Source organism: Streptomyces sp. M-16 (genome assembly GCF_052114405.1).
In the GTDB taxonomy this organism is placed as follows: Bacteria; Actinomycetota; Actinomycetes; order Streptomycetales; family Streptomycetaceae; genus Streptomyces.
The window spans coordinates 20,557-42,082 of sequence record NZ_JBFRER010000057.1 but is presented as its reverse complement, the minus strand read 5'-3'; the positions used below and the strand labels follow the sequence as shown (position 1 = coordinate 42,082).

The 21,526-nt window shown below is 74.6% G+C and carries 15 protein-coding genes; 6 read left to right on the top strand and 9 right to left on the bottom strand.

Features of this window, described 5'->3' with window-relative positions; all coding sequences use genetic code 11:
* Together AB4039_RS24680 and AB4039_RS24675 are read right to left on the bottom strand one after the other, a co-directional pair.
* On the bottom strand, nt 1–1,486 hold a 1,486-nt coding region (locus AB4039_RS24680), incomplete at its 3' end, for an acyclic terpene utilization AtuA family protein (protein WP_442271842.1).
* Nucleotides 1,487–1,554: 68 nt separating this feature from the next.
* Nucleotides 1,555–2,355 (bottom strand): TIGR03084 family metal-binding protein, encoded by an 801-nt coding sequence (locus AB4039_RS24675; RefSeq protein ID WP_266840811.1) that lies wholly within the window; start codon nt 2,353–2,355, stop codon nt 1,555–1,557.
* Between the two features lie 311 nt (nt 2,356–2,666).
* Here AB4039_RS24675 and AB4039_RS24670 point away from each other — a divergent pair, with 311 nt between their 5' ends.
* Nucleotides 2,667–4,289 (top strand): alpha/beta fold hydrolase, encoded by a 1,623-nt coding sequence (locus tag AB4039_RS24670; protein WP_266840809.1) that lies wholly within the window; start codon nt 2,667–2,669, stop codon nt 4,287–4,289.
* A gap of 12 nt (nt 4,290–4,301) precedes the next feature.
* Here the strand turns inward: AB4039_RS24670 and AB4039_RS24665 are convergent, their stop codons facing one another.
* From AB4039_RS24665 to AB4039_RS24650, 4 genes are all read right to left on the bottom strand, one after another.
* A complete protein-coding gene (locus AB4039_RS24665) occupies nt 4,302–4,889 on the bottom strand; it encodes an isochorismatase family protein (RefSeq protein WP_442271841.1) in 588 nt (195 codons plus the stop codon).
* A gap of 229 nt (nt 4,890–5,118) precedes the next feature.
* Nucleotides 5,119–6,102 (bottom strand): DJ-1/PfpI family protein, encoded by a 984-nt coding sequence (locus AB4039_RS24660; RefSeq protein ID WP_266840805.1) that lies wholly within the window; start codon nt 6,100–6,102, stop codon nt 5,119–5,121.
* 100 nt (nt 6,103–6,202) lie between these two features.
* Nucleotides 6,203–7,186, bottom strand: a complete 984-nt coding sequence (locus tag AB4039_RS24655; RefSeq protein ID WP_442271840.1) for an EamA family transporter — start codon at nt 7,184–7,186, stop codon at nt 6,203–6,205.
* A 64-nt stretch (nt 7,187–7,250) separates the two neighbouring features.
* Nucleotides 7,251–9,989 (bottom strand): FAD-binding and (Fe-S)-binding domain-containing protein, encoded by a 2,739-nt coding sequence (locus tag AB4039_RS24650; RefSeq protein WP_442271839.1) that lies wholly within the window; start codon nt 9,987–9,989, stop codon nt 7,251–7,253.
* 85 nt (nt 9,990–10,074) lie between these two features.
* Between AB4039_RS24650 and serC the strand changes: the two genes are divergently transcribed.
* Both serC and AB4039_RS24640 read left to right on the top strand, forming a co-directional pair.
* The gene (gene serC, locus AB4039_RS24645) at nt 10,075–11,193 is read left to right on the top strand and encodes a phosphoserine transaminase (protein WP_266840801.1); all 1,119 of its coding nucleotides are present in this window, start codon (nt 10,075–10,077) and stop codon (nt 11,191–11,193) included.
* Nucleotides 11,194–11,461: 268 nt separating this feature from the next.
* Entirely contained in the window at nt 11,462–14,578 is a 3,117-nt protein-coding gene (locus tag AB4039_RS24640) for a sacsin N-terminal ATP-binding-like domain-containing protein (protein WP_442271838.1), read from the top strand.
* Nucleotides 14,579–14,674: 96 nt separating this feature from the next.
* On the opposite strand, the gene AB4039_RS24635 is transcribed toward AB4039_RS24640, so the two are convergent.
* Together AB4039_RS24635 and AB4039_RS24630 are read right to left on the bottom strand one after the other, a co-directional pair.
* The gene (locus tag AB4039_RS24635; protein WP_266840797.1) at nt 14,675–17,134 is read right to left on the bottom strand and encodes a cation-translocating P-type ATPase; all 2,460 of its coding nucleotides are present in this window, start codon (nt 17,132–17,134) and stop codon (nt 14,675–14,677) included.
* A gap of 154 nt (nt 17,135–17,288) precedes the next feature.
* Nucleotides 17,289–17,615 carry a DUF2530 domain-containing protein gene (locus tag AB4039_RS24630; RefSeq protein ID WP_442271837.1) on the bottom strand — a complete coding sequence of 109 codons (327 nt, stop codon included), beginning with the start codon at nt 17,613–17,615 and terminating at the stop codon, nt 17,289–17,291.
* 139 nt (nt 17,616–17,754) lie between these two features.
* Here AB4039_RS24630 and AB4039_RS24625 point away from each other — a divergent pair, with 139 nt between their 5' ends.
* Nucleotides 17,755–19,182 carry an NCS2 family permease gene (locus AB4039_RS24625; RefSeq protein ID WP_266840793.1) on the top strand — a complete coding sequence of 476 codons (1,428 nt, stop codon included), beginning with the start codon at nt 17,755–17,757 and terminating at the stop codon, nt 19,180–19,182.
* A gap of 20 nt (nt 19,183–19,202) precedes the next feature.
* On the opposite strand, the gene AB4039_RS24620 is transcribed toward AB4039_RS24625, so the two are convergent.
* Complete coding sequence (locus tag AB4039_RS24620; protein ID WP_030239290.1) at nt 19,203–19,385, bottom strand: ribbon-helix-helix protein, CopG family; 183 nt, start codon at nt 19,383–19,385, stop codon at nt 19,203–19,205.
* A gap of 119 nt (nt 19,386–19,504) precedes the next feature.
* Here AB4039_RS24620 and AB4039_RS24615 point away from each other — a divergent pair, with 119 nt between their 5' ends.
* Nucleotides 19,505–19,942: a MarR family transcriptional regulator gene (locus AB4039_RS24615; RefSeq protein WP_266840788.1), complete on the top strand. Its 438-nt coding sequence runs from the start codon at nt 19,505–19,507 to the stop codon at nt 19,940–19,942.
* Between the two features lie 25 nt (nt 19,943–19,967).
* Nucleotides 19,968–21,320, top strand: a complete 1,353-nt coding sequence (locus AB4039_RS24610) for an MFS transporter (protein WP_442271836.1) — start codon at nt 19,968–19,970, stop codon at nt 21,318–21,320.
* Nucleotides 21,321–21,526 lie beyond the last annotated feature (206 nt).

Genomic DNA, 21,526 nt, shown 5'->3' with positions numbered 1-21,526 from the left:
GGGCCACGGAGGCGGCCGGGCCAGCGTCGGCCACGGAGGCGGCCGGGCCGGCGTGGGCCACGGAGGCGGCCGGGCCGGCGGGCCCTGCGGGGCTCTYCCCCACCCCGCCCCCTGCCGGGACCGGGGGCCGCGCCCCCGGGGCCCCGTCCCGGGGCTCCGCCCCGGGCCCGTCGGGGGCTCCGTCCCCGGACCGCCGCGCCTCAGACGCCGGCGGGGCTGGAACGGGCGCCGTCCCCGGCGGGGCCCCAATGGCCCCACTCGCCCGCGGGGGCGGACCGGACGGGCTCACCGGCACCCGGGTGCCGTCCGGGAGGACCGCCGTGTGCGGCACCCGGGCGGCGGGGATCGCCGTCGAGGTGAACACCCCGTACGGCTGGGCCGGTCCCGGCGGGGCCGTGACGTGGAAGCCGGGGTAGCTGCCGAGGGCCAGTTCGACGGCCGACGAGGTCAGGGCGCGCCCGACCCGGTCGGGGGACGGGTCGCGGACCACCAGCCGCAGCAGGGCGCTGGCGGTCTCCTCGGTGGCGGCGTCCTCGTGGTCGGTCCGGGCCAGGGTCCAGTCGGCGGACTCCACCCCGGCCAGCGGGCCGGCCAGCTGTTCGGTCACCAGGGCGGCCTTGGCCTCGACGTCGAGGCCGGTCAGGACGAAGACGACCTCGTTGCGCCAGCCGCCGATGCGGGTGACGCCCACCTTGAGGGTCGCCGGCGGGGGCTCTCCGAGGACGCCGCTGATCCGGACCCGGTCCGCGCCGTCGGGGTGGAGGCGGACGGTGTCCAGGCGGGCGGTGACGTCGGGGCCGAGGTAGCGGGGGCCCTGGGTCTCGTAGAGGAGCTGGGCGGTGACGGTCCCGGGGGTGACGGCCCCGCCGGTGCCCGGATGCTTGGTGATGACGGCCGAGCCGTCCTCGGAGACCTCCGCGAGCGGAAAGCCGGGGCGTCGCACGTCGTGGGCGGTGAAGAAGGAGTAGTTGCCGCCGGTGGCCTGGGTGCCGCACTCCAGGACGTGCCCGGCGACCACCGCCCCGGCCAGCCGGTCGTACGCGTCCGGCGCCCAGTCGAACCACCAGGCGGCGGGCCCGCTGACCAGGGCCGCGTCGGTGACCCGGCCCGTGACCACCACGTCCGCGCCCGCCCGCAGGCAGGCGGTGATCCCGGCGCCGCCGAGGTAGGCGTTGGCGGTGAGCGCGCCCTCCTCGTAGGGCATGAGGTCGTCGCCCTCGACGTGGGCCACGGCGACGGGGACGCCCGCCTTGGCCGCCAGTTCCCGTACGGCGTCGGCGAGGGCGGCCGGGTGGAGTCCGCCGGCGTTCGTGACGATCCGTACGCCCTTCTCGTGCGCGAGGCCCAGGCAGTCCTCCAGCTGTCGCAGGAAGGTCTTGGCGTAGCCGAGGCCGGGGTCCTTGAGGCGGTCGCGGCCGAGGATCAGCATGGTGAGCTCCGCCAGGTAGTCCCCGGTCAGGACGTCCAGCGGGCCGCCGGTCAGCATCTCGCGCAGGGCGCCGAGCCGGTCCCCGTAGAAGCCGGAGGCGTTGCCGATGCGCAGCGGGCGGCGGTTCACCGGGCTTCCCGCGGGGCGCGGCCGGAGCCGGCGGGTCCGGCGAAGGCCTGGGCGATGTCGAGCCAGCGGTCGGCGTCGGGGCCGGTGGCGGTGAGGGCGAGGTCGGCGCGGTGGGCGCGCTGGGTGACCAGCAGGCAGAAGTCCAGGGCGGGGCCGGTGACGCGCTGCGGGGCGTCGGCGGGTCCGTACGCCCACACCTCGCGGCCGTCCGGGGCGGTGAGTTCCACCCGGACCTCCGCTTCGGGCACCGGCAGTCCGCGCACGGTGTAGGCGTAGGCGCGGGCCCGTACGCCGATCCGGGCGACGTGCCGCAGCCGGGCGCCGGGAGTGCGGCGGACCCCGAGGGCGTCGGCGACGTCCTGGCCGTGCGCCCAGGTCTCCATCAGGCGGGCGCTGGCCATGGAGGCGGCCTTCATCGGGGGCCCGTACCAGGGGAAGCGGGCGTCGGGCGAGGCGGCGGCGAGGGCGGTGTCGAGCGCGCGGCGGCCCTCGCGCCAGCGGGCGAGGAGCTCGGCGGGGGCCAGCCGGGCCCCTTCCTCGGCGCCCTCGTCGACGAAGGAGTCGGGGGCCTTCAGGGCCTCTTCGACCCTGAGCGCGAAGGCGTCGGGGTCGGTGAGGGCGAGCAGCGCGGCCTGGTCGGTCCAGTGCAGGTGGGCGATCTGGTGGGCGATGGTCCAGCCGCTCGCGGGGGTGGGAGCGGCCCAGCCGGACGCGGGCAACTCCCCCACGAGGGCGTCTAGTTCCCCGCTCTCCTCCCGTAGATCGGTGAAGACGGCGACGGCGGACGGATCGGGCACGGTGTGCTCCCCTCTCGGCGTGAGGGGAAGCCTGGCAGCCTCCGTTTAAACAATCAAGCATGCTTGCATGATTTTTGCAGCGCCCGGCCGGTTCCCGCCAGCACCCCCAAACCCGTTCGGGTGAGACCGAGTTGGCGCATTGACCGCGCCACCCGCCCGCTCCCCCGGTCGCCCCCGCGTCCGGCCGGGGAGGCTTTCGGCCGTCCGCCGGGAAGCCCCCGGACGGCGCCGTCCGGCGCGCCGATACTGGAGGTTCCGCCGCCCGCTCGCGCATCCGCATCCGAACACGTCCACGCCCATCGACGACGAGGATGAACGCCGTGAACCCAGCATCCCTGCCGCTCCACCCCGAACTCGACGTGACGGCCCTCGGCGCCTTCGCCGCCGCCCTGGAGAGCGGCGATCCCGCCGGGCTGCCGCCCGCCCGCGCCGCCGAGGTGGCGGCCGTCCGGGCCGTCGCCGTCTTCAGCCGGGGCAAGGTGGCCGGCGCGGGCGGGGACCTGCTCGACGCCGCGCTCTGGCGGCACACGGGATCCGGGCCGCGTCCGGTGGTGGTGATCCCCGCCTCGTGGACGGACCAGGGCTGGGTCACGTACGCCGTCCAGGCGAGCCTCTTCGCGGCGCGCGGCTACGACGTCCTCGCCTACAGCGCCCGCGGGTTCGCCGCCTCGCAGGGCCACGTGGACGCCGCCGGGCCGCTCGACGTCGCCGACGCCGGGCACGCCCTGGACCACCTGCTCGAACGCACGGCGGGGCCCGTCACCCGGATCGGCTTCCTGGGCCACTCCTACGGCTCGGGCATCGCCCTGCTCGCCGCCGCGCACGACACCCGGGTGGACGCGGTCGCGGCGCTCGGCGCCTGGGGCGACCTCGGGGAGGTCCTCTACGAGAACTCCACCGCCCGCGCCTGCGCCGTCCAGGCCCTGTACGCGGCGGCGGCCCGCGCCCGGCTGGGCCGGCGGACCGAGCGGGTGCTGGAGAACGTCCTGGCCGGCCGGGACGCGGAGGAGAACCTGCTGTGGGCGGAGCAGCGCTCGCCCTTCACCCACCTCAAGGAGATCAACCGCCGCCGGGTGCCGGTCTTCCTCTCCCTGGCGTGGCACGAGACCCTCTTCCCCGCCAACCAGACCCTGAAGCTGTTCGGCGAACTCACCGGCCCCAAGCGGCTCGACGCCTCCATCGGCGACCACGCCGGCCGCGAGACGACCGGCCTGCTCGGCCTGCCGAACCGGATCTGGACCGACGCCCACCGCTGGTTCGACCACCACCTCCGGGACGCCGACAACGGCATCGCCGACGAGGGACAGGTGCTCGGCGAGGTGATGTGGACCCGCGCCCTGGAACGCCACCCCACCTGGAACTCCCTCACCCGCCGCATCCGCCGCCTGCACCTCACCGGCGGCGGGGTGCTCGCCGAAGCGCCCGAGCCGGGCTGGACGGCCGGGGTGGTGTGCGGGGTGGAGACCCGGGTGCGGGTCGCCGACGAGGTCGTGCGCTCCGGATCCGCGGAGCTGGCCGGCCTGCCCGCGGTCTACCGGGCCGACGCCGTCGACCGTACGGTGGCGGCCGTCTGGACCTCCCCGCCGGTGCCGGAGACCGCCCGGCTGCGCGGCACTCCCCGGCTCCGGGTGACCTACCGCGCCGCGAACCCCGGCTCCACGTTCGTGGCGTACCTGATGGACCTGGCGCCCGACGGCTCGGCGCACCTGGTCACGCACGCCCCGTTCAGCGACCTCCACTCGGCCCCGGACAGCCTGATCTGCGCGGACATCTCCCTCCAGGCCACGGCCTACGACGTCCCGCCCGGCCACCGCGTGATGCTGGTGCTGGCCGCCCGCGACCCCTTCTACGGGGACGCCAACCTCCCCCGCGCCACCCTCGCCTTCACCTCCCCCGAGCCCACCCCGTCCTTCCTGGACCTGCCCCTGTCCTGACCCCCGTACAGGTCAGGGAGCGAGGTCGGCGACGGTGGGGACGACGAGGCCGAAGACGTCGGCGATGGTGGTCAGGGCCGCCGTCCGCAGGGCGGCGGCGGGGACGACCGTGCCGTCGGGCGCGGCCAGCGAGCGGGTGGCGGTCGCCTCGGCGACGACGGTGGGCCGGTAGCCCAGGTTGAAGGCGCCCTGGGCGGTGAAGGCGACGCACATGTGCGTCATGAACCCGGCCAGCACCAGGTCGGGGCCGGCGCCCAGGTCGCGCAGGACCTTCTCCAGGCCGGTGCCGTGGAAGGCGTTCGGCACCTGCTTGACCACGACCGGCTCGCCGTCCGCGGGCGCCACCTCGGCACTGATGGAGCCGGCCTCGGACGTGAGGTCGTAGCCGGCGTCCGCGACGTGGACGACCTGCGTGCCGGCCGCACGGGCGGCGGCGAGCAGCCGGGCCCCGGCGGCCAGGGCCGCCTCGGCGCCGTCGAGGGCCATGACGCCGCTGCGGTAGGTGTTCTGGAAGTCGATCAGGACCAGGGTGCTCTCGGCCAGGCGGGGCGGCGTGTTGTCGAGGCCGATGACGTCGCGCAGGCTCACGGAGGGGGTCATGGTGGGGTGTTCCTTTCGGTGAGGAGGCATGGCGGAGCCACGGGGCCCGCGTGCCGGGGGTCGGGAAGGTCGCGAAGCGGTGTGCGGAAGCGGTACGGGGGCGTGCGGGAGCGCTACGAGGGCGCCCGGACGCGGTACGGGGATGTGCGGGAGCGGTACGGGGATGTGCGGGAGCGGTACGGAGGCGCGCGGACGCGGTCCGGGGCGCCCGGACGGGGTACGGGGGTGGTCAGGAGGCGGTGCGGAAGCGGCGCCGGTAGGACGCCGGCGTGATGTCGAGCTGCTTGCGGAAGGCGCGGTGCAGCGTTTCCACCGAGCCCATCCCGGTGGCCGCCGCGACCCGCTCCAGCGGCTCGTCGGTGGTCTCCAGCAGCCTGCGGGCCGCCTCGACCCGGGCGGCCTCCACGTAGGCGGCCGGACTGGTGCCGGTCTCCTGCCGGAAGACCCGGGCGAAGTGCCGTTCGCTCAGGCACATCCGCCCGGCCAGCGCGGCCGCCGACAGCTCGCCGTCGAGGTGCTCGGTGATGAACAGGCGCAGCTCGTCGATGTCCCTGCGGGCCGCCGCGGGCCGGCTCAGCGGCACGCTGAACTGGCTCTGGCCACCCTGCCTGCGCAGGTACATCACCAGCTGCCGGGCCACCGCGAGCGCCAGCTCCTCGCCGTGGTCCTCGGCGACCAGCGCGAGCGCGAGGTCCATGCAGGCGCTGATGCCGGCCCCGGTCCACACCCGGCCGGACCGCACGAAGATCGGGTCGGCGTCGACCCGTACCCGCGGGTGTTCGGCCGCGAGCTGGGCGGCGGTCGACCAGTGCGTGGTCGCCCGGCGGCCGTCCAGCAGCCCGGCCGCCGCGAGCAGGTGCGCGCCCACGCAGACGGAGGCGATCCTGCGGGCGTGCGGCGCGGTGGCCCTCACCCACTCGACGACGTGCTCGTCGACCCGGGCCACCGGCCCGTCCGGGCCCGTCCGCACGGCGCCGGGCACCAGCAGGGTGTCCACGGCGGCCCCGACCTCGTCGAAGGTCAGGTCGACGACCAGACGCACCCCGGCCGCCGTGCGCACCGGCCCGGCGTCGGGAGCCGCGAGCCGGACCTCGTAGCCCGCGCGGCCCCCGCTCTCCCGGTTGGCCAGGGCGAAGACCTCGGCCGGGCCGGTGACGTCGAGCAGGTCGACGTCCGGGAAGACCGCGATGACGACGCGGTGGGAAGGGGACATGCGTCCATGGTCACGGGGCCGCCGGATGGCCGCAATGACGGCTCTCTGTCACATCCGGACACCGGCGGGCGGGTCGAGGGGCCCCGCACGTCGCCGTCGCCTACAGCGCCGCGCGTGCCTTCTTGCCGATCTGGGAACGCACCGCGCCCATGCTGGCGGCGATCACCAGGGCGATCGCGACGCCGTCGAGCACCGACATCGCCTGCCCCAGCACCAGCAACCCGGCGCTCGCCGCGATGGCCGGCTCCAGGCTCATCAGGATCGCGAAGGTCGGGGCGGGCAGACGGCGCAGGGCGAGCAGCTCCAGCGTGTACGGGAGCACGGAGGACAGCACCGCCACGCCCAGCCCGAGGGCGAGGGTGCTCGGCACGAGCAGGGCGGAACCCGCCTGGGCGACGCCCAGCGGCAGCGAGATGACGGCAGCCACCGCCATCGCCAGGGCGAGGCCGTCGGCCTGCGGGAAACGGCGGCCGGTGCGGGCGCTGAAGACGATGTACGCGGCCCACATCGCACCCGCCCCGACGGCGAAGGCCGCGCCGGCCGGGTCGAGGGAGCCGAAGCCGAAGCCGCCCCCGCCGTGCCCGGACAGCAGGACGACGCCGGCGAGGGCGAGGCCCGCCCACAGCAGGTTCACCAGGCGGCGGGAGACGATCACCGAGAGGGCCAGCGGGCCGAGGACCTCCAGGGTCACGGCCGGGCCGAGCGGGATGCGGTCGATGGCCTGGTAGAAGAGGCCGTTCATGCCCGCCATGGCCAGGCCGAAGGCGACGACCGTGCCCCAGTCCGAGCGGGTGTAGCCGCGCAGCTTCGGCCGGCACACCACCAGCAGCACCAGCGCGGCCGCGGCGAGGCGCAGGGTGACCACGCCCGCGGCGCCCGCCCGCGGCATCAGGGTGACCGCGAGGGCCGCGCCGAACTGCACCGAGACACCGGCCGAGACCACCAGGGCGACCGGGCCGAACCGGTTCCGGGCCGGGGCCGGGGCCGACGCGGCGGGGGCGGGGGCGGGGCCGGCAGTACTGGTGGTGCTGGTGGAGCTGGGGGAGCTGGTGGTGGTCGTCGGGGACGAGGAGGGTGCGGGCATGAATCCAGACTAAGGGGTACGTAAGGACCGTACCTCCGCGTTCTGCCTTACCGCCATGTGGTCTTCACAGTGCGTCCCCTCCCAGCGCCTCCGCCAGCAGTTCCGCCAGGTGGCGGGCCCGGTGGCCGCCGGACAGCTGCGCGATCTGGGTGCGGCAGGAGAAGCCGTCGGCGAGGACGGCCGTGCCCGGGGCGGCCGCCCGCAGGGACGGCAGCAGCTGTTCCTCCGCGCACGCCACCGAGACGGCGTGGTGGCCGGGTTCGAAGCCGAAGTTGCCCGCGAGGCCGCAGCAGCCCCCGCTGAGTTCCCCGCTCAGCCCCGCGCGCCCGCGCAGCCGCCGGTCGGCGGCGTCGCCGAGGACGGCGTGCTGGTGGCAGTGGGTCTGGCCGGCCACGGGCCGGTCCAGACGGGGCGGGCTCCAGTGCGGGGCGTACTCCTCCAGGGTCTCCGCGAAGGTGCGCACGGCCGCCGCGAGCCGGTGCGCGCGGGGGTCGTCGGGGAGCAGGGCCGGGAGGTCGGTGCGCAGGGCGGCCGCGCAGCTGGGTTCGAGGACCAGTACGGGCTCCCGTACCTCCCCGACGGCGTCCAGGGTGCGGCGCAGCACCGTACGGGCCCGGTCCAGGCGGCCGGTGGAGACGTACGTCAGCCCGCAGCAGACCCGGCGGGCGGGGACGGCGACGGCGAGGCCCGCGGCCTCCAGGACCCGTACCGCCGCGCGGCCGGCCTCGGGGGCCAGGTACTCCGAGAAGGTGTCGGGCCACAGCGTCACCGTCACGGCCGGCTCCCCGGCCGGTTCCCCGGCCGGCACCGCCGGCCGCCCGCGCCACCACCGGGTGAACGGCACCGGCGCCAGCGGCGGCAGGTCCCGCTCCCGGGCCAGCCCCGGCAACGGGACCCGGCGGGCGGCCGCGTTCGCGGCCCGGGTCGCGCGCAGGGCGGTGACCGTGCGGAGCCAGTCCGGCAGGCCGCCCAGCAGGTAGTGGGAGGCGGGCCGCAGCCGGCCCGCCCAGTGGCGGTGCAGGAACTCCGCCTTGTACGCGGCGACGTCCACGCCGACCGGGCAGTCGCTGCGGCAGCCCTTGCAGCCCAGGCACAGGTCGAGGGCCTCGGCGACCTCCGGCGAGCGCCACCCGCCGGTGATCGTCTCCCCGGCCAGCATCTCGTGCAGCAGCCGGGCCCGGCCGCGCGTGGAGTGCCGCTCCTCGCCGGTGGCCCGGTACGAGGGGCACATCACCCCCGCCCCGCCGACCTCCGTGGAGCGGCACTTCGCGACGCCGACGCAGGTGGCCACCTCCCCGGCGAAGGGGGTGGGGGGCAGCACCGCGAAGCGGAGGTTCTCGTCGAGGCGGGCCGGGCGGACCAGGATCCCGGGGTTCATCCCGCCGGCCGGGTCCCACACGTCCTTGTACGCCGCGAAGAGCGCGATGACCTCGGGCCCGTACATGCGCGGCAGCAGCTCCGCCCGCGCCTGGCCGTCGCCGTGCTCCCCCGAGAGGGACCCGCCGTGGGCCACGACCAGGTCGGCGAGCTCCTCGGAGAAGGTCCGGAAGCGGGCCACGCCCTCCCGGGTGACCAGGTCGAAGTCGATCCGGACGTGGACGCAGCCCTCCCCGAAGTGCCCGTACGGACTTCCGCGCAGACCGTGCGCCGCCAGCAGCGCCCGGAACTCCCTCAGGTACGCGCCCAGCCGCGCGGGCGGCACCGCGCAGTCCTCCCACCCCGGCCAGGCCATACTCCCGTCCGGCATCCGCGTCGCCGTACCGGCCGCGTCCTCGCGCAGCCGCCACAGGGCCCGCTGCCCGGCCGGGTCGGTGACGAGCGCCGCGTCGAGGGCGTCGGCGCCGCGCAGCAGGGCCCGCGCGGCCCCCTCGTCGGGCATCTCCACGAACAGCCAGGCGCCGCCCCGGGGGAGCCCGGCGGGGCCGCGTACCAGGTCCTCGGCCATGCCCTCGACCGTGAGCGGCCGGTGGGGCAGCAGCCCGGCGGCCGCGTCCGCCGCCGCGCTCTCGTCGGCGTACCCGAGGACGACGAGCACGGGCGCGGCCGGGAGCTCCACGAGCCTGACCACCGCCTCGGTGACCACGCCGAGGGTGCCCTCGCTGCCGCAGAAGGCGCGGGCGAGGCCGGTGCCCCGCTCGGGCAGCAGCGCGTCCAGCCCGCCGTAGCCGGAGATCCGGCGGGAGAAGCCGCCGGACATGCCCGTGCGCAGCACCGCGAGGTTCCCCTCGACGAGCTCCCGCAGGCCCGCCGGGGCGCCCGCCCAGCCGCGCGCGAGGCGGTGCGCGGTGCCCCCGTAGGCGGTGACGGCGAGCTCGTCGACGTTGTCGGCGGTGGTGCCCCAGGCCACCGAGTGGGCGCCGCAGGCGTTGTTGCCGATCATCCCGCCGAGGGTGCAGCGGGAGTGGGTGGAGGGGTCGGGTCCGAAGGTCAGTCCGTGGGGGCGGACGGCGTCGCGCAGCCGGTCGAGGACCAAGCCGGGCTGGACGACGGCGGTCCGGGCGGCCGGGTCGACGGCGAGCAGCGCGTCCATGTGCCGGGTGAGGTCGAGGACGACGCCCGTGCCGGTGGCCTGTCCGGCGATGGAGGTGCCGCCCCCGCGCGGTACGACGGGCACGCCGGCCTCCGCGCAGAGGGCGAGGGCGGCGGCCACGTCGTCGGCGTCGCGCGGGGTGACGACACCGACGGGGACGCGCCGGTAGTTGGAGGCGTCCATCGTCGTCAACGCCCGCGCGGCGGCACCGAAGTCCACCTCCCCGCGCAGGTTCGCCCGCAATGTCCGTTCGAGTTCCCCGGGTGACGTCACGGTGCCCAGCCTGCCACCGCGCGGGTGCGTCTCATCGGGTGGACGCGCCTCCGACGGTCGGTCGGGGACCCGATACGCTCCGCTCGTGGCCGAGATCCAGATTCCCGCTGACATCAAGCCCGCCGACGGACGCTTCGGCGCGGGCCCCTCCAAGGTGCGGACCGAGGCGCTGGACGCCCTCGCCGCCACCGGTACCTCCCTGATCGGAACATCGCACCGCCAGGCCCCGGTAAAGAACCTGGTCGGTTCGGTGCGCCAGGGACTCCGGGACCTCTTCTCCCTCCCCGAGGGCTACGAGGTGATCCTGGGCAACGGCGGCTCCACCGCCTTCTGGGACATCGCGACCGCCGGTCTCATCGAGCGGAAGTCGCAGCACCTCACCTTCGGCGAGTTCTCCTCGAAGTTCGCCAAGGCCGCGAAGCTCGCGCCGTGGCTGGACGAGCCGTCGGTGATCTCCTCCGAGCCGGGCTCGCACCCCGAGCCGGTCGCCGAGGCGGGCGTGGACGCGTACGCGTACACGCACAACGAGACCTCGACGGGTGTGGCGGCGCCGATCAAGCGCGTCGCGGGCGCCGACGCCGGTTCGCTCGTCCTGGTGGACGCGACCTCCGGCGCGGGTGGACTTCCGGTGGACATCACCGAGACCGACGTCTACTACTTCGCCCCGCAGAAGGCCTTCGCCTCCGAGGGCGGCCTGTGGCTGGCGGCGTTCTCCCCCGCCGCGCTGGAGCGCGCCGCCCGCGTGCACGCCTCCGGCCGGCACATCCCGGAGTTCTTCTCGCTGCCGACGGCGATCGACAACTCGCTGAAGAACCAGACGTACAACACCCCGGCGCTGTCCACCCTGTTCCTGATGGACGAGCAGCTGCGGTGGATGAACTCCCAGGGCGGCCTGGAGTTCACGACCGGCCGTACGGCGGCCAGTGCGCGCCACCTGTACGGCTGGGCCGAGGCCTCGAAGTACGCCAGCCCGTTCGTGCAGGACGCCGACAAGCGTTCGGCCGTCATGGGAACGATCGACTTCTCGGACGACATCGACGCGGCGGCGATCTCGAAGGTGCTGCGCGCCAACGGCATCGTGGACACCGAGCCGTACCGCAAGCTCGGCCGCAACCAGCTGCGCATCGCCATGTACCCGGCGGTCGACCCGGCGGACGTGCAGGCGCTGACCGCGTGCATCGACTACGTGATCGAGCAGCTCTGACCCGGCGCGGCCGGGCCTGACCGGCATCCGGAGCCCCCGGCGACCACGTGTCGCCGGGGGCTCCGGCGTTCGCGGGGCGGGGTGACGCCGGGGCGGGGCGACGCGGCGCCCGGCCGGGCACCGGCTCACCGACGACCGCCACCGGGACCGCGACGTCGTCGTGTTCGCCCACCTGACGGGCGCGGCGCAGGGGGTGTCCCCGCACGCGATACCTTCAAGGCGTCCGGGCAGGAGGTTCCCAGGCCCAGCACATCTTGGAGGCAGCGGCGTGAACGTGCGAGTGACGGCGGCCCAGAGCGGCGTGGACCCTTTCAGCACGGCCCGGCTGCGGCGCTCGGTGCTCGACGCGTGGGGCTCGGGCCCGGCCCGCTTCCGCGAGGACGCCAACGCCGAGGAGGACCTGGCGCTCGGCGGCTACCGGGACCGGCTCGTCGTCGAGCTGGCCCAGAACGCCGCCGACGCCGCGGCCCGCGCCCGGGTCCCCGGCCGGCTGCGGCTCACCCTGCACCCCGCCGGACCCGACGGCCCCGCCGTGCTCGCCGCCGCCAACACCGGCGCCCCGCTGGACGCGACGGGCGTCGAGTCGCTCAGCACCCTGCGCGCCTCCGCCAAGCGCGAGGAGGCCCGGGACTCCGTCGGCCGCTTCGGCGTCGGCTTCGCCGCCGTCCTCGCCGTCTCCGACGAACCGGCCGTCCTCGGCCGCCACGGGGGCGTGCGCTGGTCGCTGGCGGAAGCCCGCGAAATGGCCCGCGAGGCCTCCGCGTTCAGCCCCGGACTCGGCGACGAACTGCGCCGGCGCGACGGACACGTCCCCCTGCTGCGCCTGCCGCTGCCCGCCGAGGGCACCGCCCCCGAGGGTTACGACACCGTCGTCGTCCTCCCGCTGCGCGACAGCGCCGCCGAGGACCTCGCGCAGCGGCTGCTGTCGGGCGTCGACGACGCCCTGCTCCTGACCCTGCCCGGACTGCGCGAGATCGTCGTCGAGACGCCGGCCGACGGCGCCCGCACCCTGTACCGGCGCACCGAGGGCCCGTACACCGTCATCGAGGACTCCGCCTCCGGCACCCACCGCTGGCGCACCGTCCGCCACAGCGGCCCCATCGAGCGGGAACTCCTCGCCGACCGGCCCGTGGAGGAGCGGCTGCGGCCCGTCTGGACCGTCACCTGGGCCGTGCCCGTGGACCCCGACGGCGCGCCCGAACGCCCCCGCACCGCCCCCGTCGTGCACGCGCCGACCCCCACCGACGAACCGCTCGGCATCCCCGCCCTGCTCATCGCCTCCCTGCCGCTGGACACCTCCCGCCGCCACCCCGCGCCGGGGCCGCTGACCGACTTCCTCGTCGCGCGCGCGGCGGACGCGTACGCCGAACTCCTCGGCGCCTGGGACCCGGTGGGCACCGGCCTGGTCGACCTGGTGCCCGGCCCGCTCGGCAAGGGCGAACTCGACGGTGCCCTGCGCGCCGCCGTCCTGACGCGCCTGCCCCGCACCGCCTTCCTCGCCCCGGCCGCCCCCTCCGAGGAGCTGACCCGGCTGCGCCCCTTCGAGGCCGAGGTCGTCGAGGGCGCGGGCGCCGACACCGTACGGGTCCTCGCCGAGGTGCTCCCGACCCTGCTTCCCGCCGGCCTGGAGCGGCGCGCCGAGCTGCGCACCCTGGGCGTCGGCCGGCTGCCGCTCGGCGACGCCATCGAGCGGATCGCCGGCATCGAGCGCACCCCGGACTGGTGGCACCGCCTGTACGACACCCTGGCCGGGGTGGACCCCGACCGGCTGTCCGGCCTGCCCGTCCCCCTCGCCGACGGCCGCACCACGATCGGCCCGCGCCACGTCCTGCTGCCCTACGCCGACACCCCCGCGTCCCTGGCCCGCCTGGGGCTGAAGGTGGCCCACCCGGACGCCGCGCACCCGCTGCTGGAGAAGCTCGGCGCCCTCCCCGCCACCGCACGCGCCGTCCTGACGACCCCGCAGGTCCGGGCCGCCGTGGCGGCCTCCCTGGACGCGGGCGAGATCTGGGACGAGGACGCCGACGCCCTGGACGCCGACGAACTGGCCGAGGTGGTCCTCACCCTGGTCCGCGACTCCGCCCTGGCCCCCGGCGACGAGCCCTGGCTGGGCGCGCTGGCCCTGCCCGACGAGGACGGCGAACCGACCCCGGCCGGTGAACTCCTCCTCGCCGGCAGCCCGCTGGCCTCCGTCCTGCGCGAGGACGAGATCCCGTACCTGGACGCCGGCCTCGCCGAGCGCTGGGACGCCGACGTCCTGGCCGCCTGCGGCGTGCTGACCACGTTCCAGCTGGTCCGCGCCACCGACGTGGTCCTGGACCCGGACGAACTGGAGCCCCGCGACGGGGACTATGCCGAGCCGGACGACGCGGGGCTGCTCGACGCGGTCGACGTGTGGTGCGAGGACCTCCTCGACCAGCTGCCCGAGACCCCGGTGCCCCCGGTGGCCACCGAGCTGATCGCCGTCCGCGACCTGGACCTCGTCGACGACGACCACTGGCCCCGGGCCCTGGCGATGCTCGCGCAGCCCCCGCTGCGCGACGCCCTGACCCAGCCGGTGCGGATCCTGCTCCCGGACGGCACCACGCAGTCCGTGCGCCCGTACACCGCCTGGTGGCTGCGCGACCACCCCGTGCTCGACGGCCGCCGCCCCGCCGGGCTGCGCGCCGCCGGCGGCGACCCGCTCCTGGAGGGGCTCTACACCCCGGCCGACGCCGCCGGCTTCGAGGACGAGCAGGTCCTGCGCGCCCTCGGCGTACGCACCACGGTCACCGCGCTCCTGGACGAGCCCGGGGGCGCCGCCGAGCTGCTGTCCCGCCTCGCCGACCCGGACCGCGAGGTGACCGGCCGCCAGCTGCACGGCCTCTACGGGGCCCTGGCCGAGCTGGACCCCGAGCAGGTCACCCTCCCCGACGAGCTGCGGGCGGTGGTCGACGGCGAGGTGGTCGTGGTGGACGCGGCCGACGCCCTCATCGCCGACGCCCCGGACCTGCTCCCCCTCGCCGGGGGCCTGCCTCTCCTGCCGGTCGCCCCGTCCCGCGCGGCCGACCTGGCGGAGCTCCTCCAGGTGCGCCGCCTCTCGGACACCGTCCCGGCGGAGGTGACCACCCCGGGCGAGGAGCACGAGGTACCGGAGGCCGTACGGATCCTCCTGGGCCCGGCCACGCCGCCGACGTACGTCGAGCACGAGGAACTGATCGCGGGCGGCAAGGAACTGGACTGGCGCCGCACCCCGGACGGCACCCTCCACGCGGCCACCCTGGAGGGCGTGGCGGCCGGCCTCGCCTGGTCCGCGGGCCAGTGGCCCCGCCGCTTCGAGCTGGCGGCCCTCCTGGAGGACCCGTCCCGCACGGCGGAACTGGCCCGCGACCGCTGGTTCGACTGATGGGCGACCGCGACGCCGCCGCGGTCCTCACCGCCTCCGGCCCGGGCGGACGGTGCCGGGCCGTTCACCGCGGCGCCGCGGTGACCCGCGGCCCCGTCAGGCCGGGAACCTGCGGTCCACCCACCGGAAGGTGAACTCGATCGCGGCGGCCGCGGCCGCCGCGATCGCCACCGCGATCCACGGCATCGTGACGCCCACCAGCTTGAGCTGGAAGAACTCCTGGAGCCACGGCACGACGAGGACGATCAGGAAGGCCCCGCCCATCGCGCCGACCAGCGCCACCCGCCACCAGGTGTACGGGCGGGCGATGATCACCAGGACCCACATCGAGGTGAGGAACAGGGTCAGCGTCGCCGCGCTGGTCTCGGCCTGGAGGGCGTCCGGGCCGCTGTAGTGCGCGCGGGCGAGCAGGTAGGTGACGAAGGTGGCGACGGCCGCGATCACCCCGCCGGGGATCGCGTACCGCATGACCCGCTTCACGAAGTGCGGCTTCGCGCGTTCCGTGTTCGGCGCCAGGGCCAGGAAGAAGGCGGGGATGCCGATGGTGAGCGTGGACAGCAGGGTCAGGTGGCGGGGCAGGAAGGGGTACTCGACCTGGGAGCAGACCACCAGGACGGCGAGGAGGACCGAGTAGACCGTCTTGGTGAGGAAGAGGGTCGCGACGCGCGTGATGTTGCCGATGACGCGGCGCCCCTCGGCGACCACCGAGGGGAGGGTGGAGAAGCTGTTGTTGAGGAGGACGATCTGCGCGACGGCGCGGGTGGCCTCCGAGCCCGACCCCATCGAGACGCCGATGTCGGCGTCCTTGAGGGCGAGGACGTCGTTGACCCCGTCGCCGGTCATGGCGACCGTGTGCCCCTTGGACTGGAGGGCGGCGACCATCTCCCGCTTCTGCTGCGGGGTGACGCGGCCGAAGACGGCGTTCTCGTCGAGGACGGCGGCCATCCCCTCGCGTTCGGCGGGCAGCTTGCGGGCGTCGACGGTGCTGTGCGCGCCCGGCAGCCCGAGCTTCCCGGCGACCGCGCCCACGGAGACGGCGTTGTCGCCGGAGATGACCTTGGCCTTGACCTCCTGCTCCGCGAAGTAGCGCAGGGTGTCGGCGGCGTCGGGGCGCAGCCGCTGTTCGAGGACGACGAGGGCGGTGGGCCTGCTGCCGGTGGCCACGGCCGCGTCGTCGAGCTCGCGCGCCGAGCGGGCCAGCAGCAGGACCCGCAGGCCCTGCTCGTTGAGGCCCTCGATCTCCTCCAGCGCCGGGTCCCCGGCGGGCAGCAGCACGTCGGGGGCGCCGAGCAGCCAGGTGTTGTTCTCGCCGTCGCCCTCGCTGAAGCTGGCGCCGCTGTACTTGCGGGCGGAGGAGAAGGGCAGGGACTCGGTGCAGCGCCACTCGGCGCTGTCGGGGTAGGCGTCGATGATGGCCTGGAGGCTGGCGTTGGGGCGCGGGTCGGACTCGCCGAGGGCGCCCAGCACCTTCCTGACGTAGGCCTGGTCCGCGCCGCCCAGGGGGCGCAGCTCGGTGACGTCCATGCCGCCCTCGGTGAGGGTGCCGGTCTTGTCGAGGCAGACGACGTCGACGCGGGCGAGGCCCTCGATGGCGGGGAGCTCCTGGACGAGGCACTGCTTGCGGCCGAGCCGGATGACGCCGACGGCGAAGGCGACGGAGGTGAGGAGGACGAGCCCCTCGGGGATCATCGGGACGATGCCGCCGACGGTGCGGGCGATGGCGTCCTTGACGTTGTTCTGCTTGACGACGAGCTGGCTGACGATCAGGCCGATCGAGGTCGGGATCATCATCCAGGTGACGTACTTGAGGATGGTGGAGATGCCGCTGCGCAGCTCGGAGTGGACGAGGGTGAAGCGGGAGGCCTCTTCGGCCAGCTGGGCGGCGTAGGCCTCGCGGCCGACCTTGGTGGCGGTGAAGGCGCCGCCCCCGGCGACGACGAAGGACCCGGACATGACCTGGTCGCCGGGCTTCTTGAGGACGGGGTCGGCCTCGCCGGTGAGCAGGGACTCGTCGATCTCCAGTCCGTCGGCCTCGCCGACGGTCCCGTCGACGACGACCTTGTCGCCGGGGCCGAGTTCGATGACGTCGTCGAGGACGATCTCGGAGGTGGAGATCTCCACCGTGGCGCCGTCCCGGCGGACGCTGGGTTTGGCCTCGCCGATGACGGCCAGCCCGTCGAGGGTCTTCTTGGCGCGCATTTCCTGGATGATGCCGATGCCGGTGTTCGCGACGATCACGAAACCGAAGAGGCTGTCCTGGATGGGCGCGACGATGAGCATGATCACCCAGAGGACGCCGATGATGGCGTTGAAGCGGGTGAAGACGTTGGCGCGGACGATCTCGGCCGTGGAGCGGGAGGAGCGGACGGGCACGTCGTTGACGTCGCCGCGGGCGACCCGCTCGGCGACCTCGGCGGTGAGGAGGCCGCCCGGCTTGAAGCGGGGGGCGGGGGGCTTCACCGGGTGGACGGGATCCAGCTCGGCTCCCGCGTCGATGGCGGGGCCGGTGCCGGAGCGCTCCGGCCCGTCATGGTCGATCTTCGCCCGCTGCGTCATGCTTTCGACGGTAAAGGGCGCCGGGACGGTTCACCCGCCGAGAAGCCGGAAGATCCGACTTCAGGATGAGTGGAATCGTCCCCTGGTCGGGGTCGGGGCCGGGGGCGGTGTGGAGGCCGGGGCCCGGGCCCGCGCCGGGGCCGGCGTCCGGGCCCTACCGCTCGGAGCCGGGCGTGCCGGGCGTACCGGGGGACGCGGGGTCCGCTCCGGTGCCCTGGGCGGCAGCGGCCGCCTGCTCGGCGGCGTGGCGCTTGAGGGCGGCGTCGCGGCCCCGGACGTACCAGATGCCGATGAGGCCGAGCCCGCCGCCGGCCGCGCAGGTCCACACCCACCACAGCAGGTCCTGGTCCGCGAACCACCCGTAGAAGGGCAGCTGGACGAGGAACATGGCGAACCAGAGGATCGTGCCGCCGGTGATGGTGGCGACCACCGGGCCCTCAAGGGGCTCGGGCGCCTCGTGCTGAGCAGTCCACTTCGCCATGGAGACCAGTCTAGGTGGCCGGATTTGGGGTCTACGCGCGGAGATGGACTGCCCGTCCTTCATGTGTTCATACTGAAACGGTTTGCCTACGGCCGGTTTCGTTCGTATGAACCACCCAATCAACCCGTTTGAGGACCGCATGAGCACCTCGGCACCCGCCGCGGCCCCCACCACCCGCGTCGACCGCTACTTCAAGATCTCGGAGCGCGGTTCGACCGTGGCCCGGGAGTTCCGGGGCGGGTTCGCGACCTTCTTCGCGATGGCCTACATCATCGTGCTGAACCCGATCATCCTGGGCAGCGCGAAGGACATGTACGGCCACCAGCTCGACAGCGGCCAGCTCGTCACGGCCACCGTGCTGACGGCGGCCTTCGCCACCCTCCTCATGGGCGTGATCGGCAACGTCCCGATCGCCCTCGCGGCCGGCCTCGGCGTCAACACCGTCGTCGCCCTCCAGCTCGCCCCGCGGATGAGCTGGCCCGACGCCATGGGCATGGTGGTGCTGGCGGGCTTCGTGGTGATGCTGCTGGTCGCCACCGGCCTGCGCGAGCGGGTCATGAACGCGGTCCCGCTGGGGCTGCGCAAGGGCATCGCGATCGGCATCGGCCTGTTCATCATGCTGATCGGCCTGGTCGACTCCGGCTTCGTCACCCGCATCCCGGACGCCGCGCACACCACCGTCCCGCTCCAGCTCGGGAGCAACGGCCACCTGCACGGCTGGCCGGTCCTGATCTTCGTGGTCGGCGTCCTGCTCACGCTCGCCCTGCTGATCCGCAAGACGCCCGGCGCGATCCTGATCTCCATCGTGGCCATGACCCTGGTCGCGGTCGCCGTCCAGGCGGTCGCCGACCTGCCGGACCTGGCCTGGGGCCTGACCGTGCCGCAGTGGCCCGGCAACCCGGTGGCCGCGCCCGACTTCGGCCTCGTCGGCCAGGTCAGCCTGTTCGGCGGCTTCGGCAAGGTCGGCGTGCTGACCGGCGTGCTCTTCGTCTTCACCGTGCTGCTGTCCTGCTTCTTCGACGCGATGGGCACGATCCTCGGCATCGGCGACGAGGCCAAGCTGACGCAGCCGGACGGCACCTTCCCCGGCATCAACCGGGTCCTGCTGGTGGACGGCCTGGCCGTGGCCGCCGGCGGCGCGACCTCGTCCTCGGCCACCACCTGCTTCGTGGAGTCCACCGCCGGCGTCGGCGAGGGCGCCCGCACCGGTCTGGCGAACATCGTGACCGGCGGCCTCTTCGCCGTCTCGCTCTTCCTGACCCCGCTGGCCACCATGGTGCCCTCGCAGGCCGCCACCCCCGCCCTCGTGGCGGTCGGCTTCCTGATCCTGGCCGGCTCGGTCAGGGACATCGACTGGAACGACTTCACCATCGCCGTCCCGGCCTTCCTGGCCATGGTGATGATGGCCTTCACCTACTCGATCACCAACGGCATCGGCATCAGCTTCATCAGCTTCAGCGTGCTGCGCCTGGCGACCGGCCGGGGTCGCGAGGTCCCGGCCGCCATGTACGTCGTCTCGGCCGTGTTCGCCTTCTACTACGCGATGCCGGCCCTCGGCCTCACGTAGCCGCCCCGAGCCACAGGCGGTCACGTCAGACCGTAGAACTTCTCCGTCTCGTCGACCGCGGTCTTGAACCGCTCGTCGAAGTCATCGCGAATGAGCGTCCGGACGACATAGTCCTGGACGCTCATTCCGCGTTTGGCGGCATGGTTGCGGAGCCGCTCCAGCAGCTCCCCGTCTATGCGCACGCTCAGCACATGTGTCCCCATGCCGAAAGGGTCGGGCCAGACGGCGTGGACGCGTGTCACTTTCCGCCGCCGACTCACCCGTACGAGTGACGACCCCCACCCGGTGTTCCTTAGGAAAAGTAATGAGTTATTCTAAGTACATGCTTGACCTTTCCCATGGCGACGATGCTGCCGCCGTGAACGACCTCCGCTCCGCCGTCATGCGGCTGGGCCGACGCCTGAAGCACCAGCGCGTCGACGAATCGCTGAGCCCGACCGAGATGTCGGTCCTCGGCACCCTCGCCCGCTGCGGCCAGGCCACCCCCGGTGAGCTGGCCCGGCGCGAGCACGTCCAGCCCCCGTCGATGACCCGCATCGTCGCGCTGCTGGAGGCCAAGGGACTGGTCAGGCTGGAGCCGCACCCCGAGGACCGCCGCCAGAAGGTGGTCAGCCAGACCGAGGAGGCCGAGGCGATGCTCGAAGAGAGCCGTCGCAAGCGCAACGCCTTCCTGGCCGGGCTCGCGGCCGAGCTCACCGAGGACGAATGGGCCAAGCTCCGCGAGGCCGCACCCGTCCTGGAGAAGCTCGCGCACCTGTAGGAACGACGCCAGGAGGCGAACGCTTTTGAGTACGGGAACCGGAGCAGACTCCGCACCCGGCCACACATCCACCCCCTCTAGCGCGGTACCCGCGGGCAGGAACTCCATGTTCAGCTCGCTGCGGATCCGCAACTACCGGCTCTTCGCGGCCGGCCAGGCAGTCTCGAACACGGGCACCTGGATGCAGCGCATCGCCCAGGACTGGCTGGTCCTCTCCCTGACCGGCTCGGCCTCCGCGGTCGGCATCACCATCGCCCTGCAGTTCCTGCCGATGCTCGTGTTCGGCCTCTACGGGGGCGTCCTCGCCGACCGGCTGCCCAAGCGGCCGCTGCTCCTGGCCACCCAGGGCGCCATGGGTCTGACCGGCATCGCGCTCGCCGTCCTCACCCTGGCCGGACACGTCCAGGTCTGGCACGTCTACCTCGCGGCCTTCCTGCTCGGTCTGGTCACCGTGCTCGACAACCCGGCCCGGCAGACGTTCGTCTCCGAGATGGTCGGTCCCGCGCAGGTCGCCAACGCGGTCAGCCTGAACTCCGCCAACTTCCAGTCCGCGCGGCTGGTCGGCCCGGCGATCGCCGGCGTGCTGATCACCGCCGTCGGCTCCGGCTGGGCCTTCCTGCTGAACGGGCTGTCCTTCGCGGCGCCCATCGCGGGCCTGCTGATGATGCGGACGCGCGAACTGCACCCCGTCACGCCGCAGCCGCGCGCTAAGGGCCAGCTGCGGGAGGGCCTGCGGTACGTCGCGGGCCGGCCGGAGCTGGTCTGGCCCATCGTGCTGGTCGGCTTCATCGGCACCTTCGGGTTCAACTTCCCGATCTGGCTGTCGGCCTTCGTCGGCGACGTCTTCCACGGCGACGCCGGCACGTACGGGCTGTTCAACACCCTGATCGCGGCGGGCTCCCTGGTCGGCGCCCTGCTGGCCGCGCGCCGGGGCCAGGCACGGCTGCGGGTGCTGGTGACGGCCGCGGTCCTCTTCTCCGCCCTGCTGCTGGTGACGGCGTTCGCACCGTCCTTCTGGCTGTTCGCGGCGCTGCTGGTGCCCGTCGGGATGTTCGGCCTGACCGTGAACGTGGTGGCCAACTCCAGCGTCCAGATGGCCACCGACCCCGAGATGCGGGGGCGGGTCATGGCGCTGTTCATGATGGTCTTCACCGGCGGCACCCCGGTCGGGGCGCCCCTCGTGGGGTGGATCACCGACACCTACGGAGCCCGCCTCGGCATGGCCGCCGGCGGCCTTGTCTCGCTCGCGGCGGCGCTCGGCGTCGCGGTGGTCCTCTCCCGGGTCGGCAACCTCCGCCTGAGCGTGAACCGCCGCGGGATCACCTTCGTCCCCGCCGCCCGCACCGACCGCGCCCGCGCCCTGGTCAAGGCGGCGTAGCCCTTCCCCCGGCCGGAGCCCGGCACGGGACCCCGGGCCCCGTGCCCGGGGCCCCGTTCCGGGCACGGTCGGGCCCGGGGCCCCGTTCCGGGCAGGCACCGGGCCCGGGGGCCCGCCCCGCCGACGGCACCGGGCGGGGCCGGGGCCGTGTCCCGGCCGGAAATCCGGCGCGGGGCCCGCGGAGCCCGCGCGCGCGGGGATATCGT